The following is a 3,184-nucleotide window of genomic DNA, read 5'->3' as shown; positions in this document are numbered from 1 at the left end:
TTCGAGGCCTTCGTGCGGGGGCGGTGGCGCGTCGAGGTGCTCCCGGCCGGAAACGGCACGGCCGCCGTCCTGTACGCGAACATCACCGCGAGCAGCTGGACCCTGGGCAAGAACGCCCAGGATTCGTCCTGGGGCGGTCAATGGGCGCTGCTCGGCGACAAGTTGGCCATCCAGGGCCCGGAGAACCCGACTGACCCGGATGAACTGGTGGAGGCCGCCGCGCTGCACGTGCCGCCCAAGGTCGGGGCGACCGAGTCGCGCATTTTCCCCTGGCAGCCGCCCGGTGACCACTCGGCCGACACGGGCCAGGAGCTGCGGGTCAAGTACGCCAAGGGCACCTTGCACATCGCCCACGTCGAGGGCGAGAGCCACACGCAGTTCACCTGCACAGGCATGTAGCGAGGCCCGCGTCGGTGCAGAGAGGCTTGCGCCGGGCGCGGGCAGGGGTTCCCCTACGGAAATGAACTCCGCCGACGCGCTCGGACCAGCCGACGCCCGCACCGGGCGCCAGAAGTGTACGAACCCTCTTGAGCAGCTCTCGCTCGGACAACTCCGCCGGCGCAGCAGCATAAAGTGGCGCGCCCACCCCTCCGACGTCCTTCCGCTGTGGGTGGCGGAGATGGACGTACCGCTCGCACCGCCCGTCGCCGACGCGCTGCGCGAGGCCGTCGCCATCGGGGACACCGGGTACCCGGCGGGAACCGCGTTCGCCGAGTCCCTCGCCGCCTTCGCCTCCCGCCGCTGGCACTGGGACGGCGTCGAGGTCGAGCGCACCGCCCTCGTCCCGGACGTGATGCTGGGCGTGGTCGAGGTGCTGCGCCTGCTCACCGCCCCCGGCGACCCGGTCATCGTCAACCCTCCCGTCTACGCGCCCTTCTACGCCTTCGTCACCCACGACGGCCGCCGGATCGTGGAGGCGCCGCTCGGGCAGGACCTGCGGCTCGACCCGGACAGGCTCGAAGAGGTGTTCCGGCGGGCCCGGGGGCGCCGGGGCACCGGCGGCATCGCGTATCTCCTGAGCAATCCGCACAACCCGACCGGCACGGTGCACACCCGCGAAGAGCTCACCACGGTCGCCGGGCTGGCGCGCCGGTACGGAGTCCGGGTCGTCGCCGACGAGATCCACGCCCCGCTCGTCCTGTCGGGCGCCCGCTTCACGCCCTACCTGAGCGTGCCCGGCGCCGACGACGCCTTCTCGCTCATGTCGGCGAGCAAGGCATGGAACCTCGCGGGTGCCAAGGCGGCACTCGCCGTCGCGGGGTCCGCCGCCGCCGGTGACCTGCGCCGGATGCCCGAGGAGGTCGGTCATGGCGCGAGCCACCTCGGCGTCATCGCGCACACGGCGGCCTTCCGGCACGGGGGGCAGTGGCTCGACGCGCTCCTGGCGGGCCTGGACGCCAACCGGGATCTGCTGGGGCGGCTCGTCGCCGAGCACCTTCCCGGCGTCGGGTACACCCGGCCGGAGGGGACCTACCTCGCCTGGCTCGACTGCCGGTCGCTCGGCCTCGCGGCGGAGGCGGACCCGGCGGAGGCGCGCCCGGCGGCCCCGGACGACGCAAGCCCGGACGAGGCAACCCCGGACCCGGCTACTCCCGACCTGGCGGTGGTGACCGATATGGCGGGCCCGGCGAAGCTGTTCCTCGACCACGCGAGGGTGGCTCTGTCCTCGGGCCACATCTTCGGCACGGGCGGCGCCGGACACGTCCGCCTGAACCTGGCCACCTCCCGGGCCGTCCTCACCGAGGCCGTCGGCCGGATGGGGCGCGCCGTGCGACTGCTCCGGGCCCGCGCGTAGCCGGTCACCGAGCGCTTCCTCACGTGTCGTAGCGGTAGAAGCGAGTGTGGTCGACGAGACCGGCGGGCGTCATCGTGAACCAGGGAGCCAGCGGCGTGTGCAGGCCCGGGACCGCGCCGTCGGACTCCAGCGGCAGATAGTGCGGCACGAGGGGATGCCTGCGCTGCCACTCGGCCCAGATCTTGTCGATGAAGCAGTGGTGGAGGAAGAAGACGGGATCGTTGGGCGAGCCGATGAAGTCCATGTGGCCGCCGACGAAGACGTGCGCCGAGCCGTGCAGCTTCCCCCACCTCCGCTCCCACGGGAACCGGGCGTACCCCTCAAGGTGGTTGCGGAAGCTGTGGTACGGCGCTTTCTGGCCGCTGTGGTGGTTCCACGGGGGAGCGTCGTAGACGGAGAGGGCCAGAGTCCTGTCGAGCTGCCCGGCGGTGGAGAGGACGGCGGAAGGCCGGAAGGCCCGGACGAGATGGTCGCGGTCGTCCTGGGTGTAGTGGCCGTTCAGCCACTCGGCCTCGTGTCCCACCGGCCGCACGTTGACGCCCAGGCGCCAGCCGTTGCGCCGCGCGAAGGGGCCGGAGGTCACCCGGCGGTCGCCGGGGCGTCCGTCGCCTCCCATGAAGTCCTCCGCCCACAGCGGCGAGTCCGTCCGGCGGTCGGTCGTCCAGTCCCAGTACGGCAGGGTGACGCTCGGGTCGACCTCGCGCAGCGCCTGCTCGAACAGGAGCAGGTACTGCCGGTGCCAGGGCAGCAGGGAGGGGGAGAGATGCGCGGTGCGGCAGCCGTGCGCGCGGTGGAGGTAGTCCGCCGAGTTGACCTGGATGTGCACGGCCACCAGCTCGTCGTACACACCGGACCGTTTCGTCTCCAGGACCGCCTGTACGAAACGGCGCCTCTCCTCCCGCGTCATCTCCAGGTGGTTCTTGCGGACATGGGGGCGTGCGGGCGGCATGACCCACGACGGCCGGTGCGACGGCGGCCACCCGTGGCCGTCGTGGCGCCCGTAACCGCCGTCGCCGTCGTGCCCGCCGAGCGGGAGCAGCCGCGCGCCGCGCAACTGCCGGACGGCACGCCGTGCGGCCTGCAAGGGACCGGCGTCGAACCCGTAATGGCACAGCGGGCTCTGGTACGCCTCCGGCCCCTGCCGCATGAGTGCGAGGTCGCGGCCGTCGATCGTCACCCGGGGGACGCGGTCGGGGGCGTGCGGGGCGTCCATTCGCACCTCCCGGCCCAGGTAGCGCTCCACATGGGCCCGGGGGAGGGGCGAGCCCGTCGCCGCGGGCAGCGCGGCCGCGGCGCCGAACGCCGCCGCGCCGCGCAGGACGTCACGTCGTCTCACCGGGATCCGACCTCTCCGCGCAGGCCGTCAGTGCCGCGTCCGCGGCGTAGAAG

Annotated in this window: 3 protein-coding genes; 2 read left to right on the top strand and 1 reads right to left on the bottom strand. The window is 72.9% G+C overall.

Annotation, left to right across the window (positions count from 1 at the left end; genetic code table 11):
- Both AB8Z36_RS34185 and AB8Z36_RS34180 read left to right on the top strand, forming a co-directional pair.
- Positions 1 to 399 (top strand): hypothetical protein (locus AB8Z36_RS34185; protein WP_369217276.1); only part of this gene is annotated, 399 nt, incomplete at its 5' end.
- Between the two features lie 61 nt (positions 400 to 460).
- Positions 461 to 1,795, top strand: coding sequence for a MalY/PatB family protein (locus AB8Z36_RS34180; RefSeq protein WP_369217275.1), 1,335 nt, complete (start codon positions 461 to 463; stop codon positions 1,793 to 1,795).
- 19 nt (positions 1,796 to 1,814) lie between these two features.
- On the opposite strand, the gene AB8Z36_RS34175 is transcribed toward AB8Z36_RS34180, so the two are convergent.
- Positions 1,815 to 3,131: a tyrosinase family oxidase copper chaperone gene (locus AB8Z36_RS34175; RefSeq protein WP_440582072.1), complete on the bottom strand. Its 1,317-nt coding sequence runs from the start codon at positions 3,129 to 3,131 to the stop codon at positions 1,815 to 1,817.
- Between the last annotated feature and the right edge of the window lie 53 nt (positions 3,132 to 3,184).

Source organism: Streptomyces flavofungini (assembly GCF_041028215.1).
Classification (GTDB): domain Bacteria; phylum Actinomycetota; class Actinomycetes; order Streptomycetales; family Streptomycetaceae; genus Streptomyces; species Streptomyces flavofungini_B.
Note: the sequence above shows the minus strand (reverse complement) of the source record. Positions and strands in the feature narration are given on the sequence as shown.

Bases quoted from the DNA above. Each gene is read 5' to 3' on its own strand.
- AB8Z36_RS34180 (WP_369217275.1), top strand. From the start codon at position 461: ATGAACTCCGCCGACGCGCTCGGACCAGCCGACGCCCGCACCGGGCGC.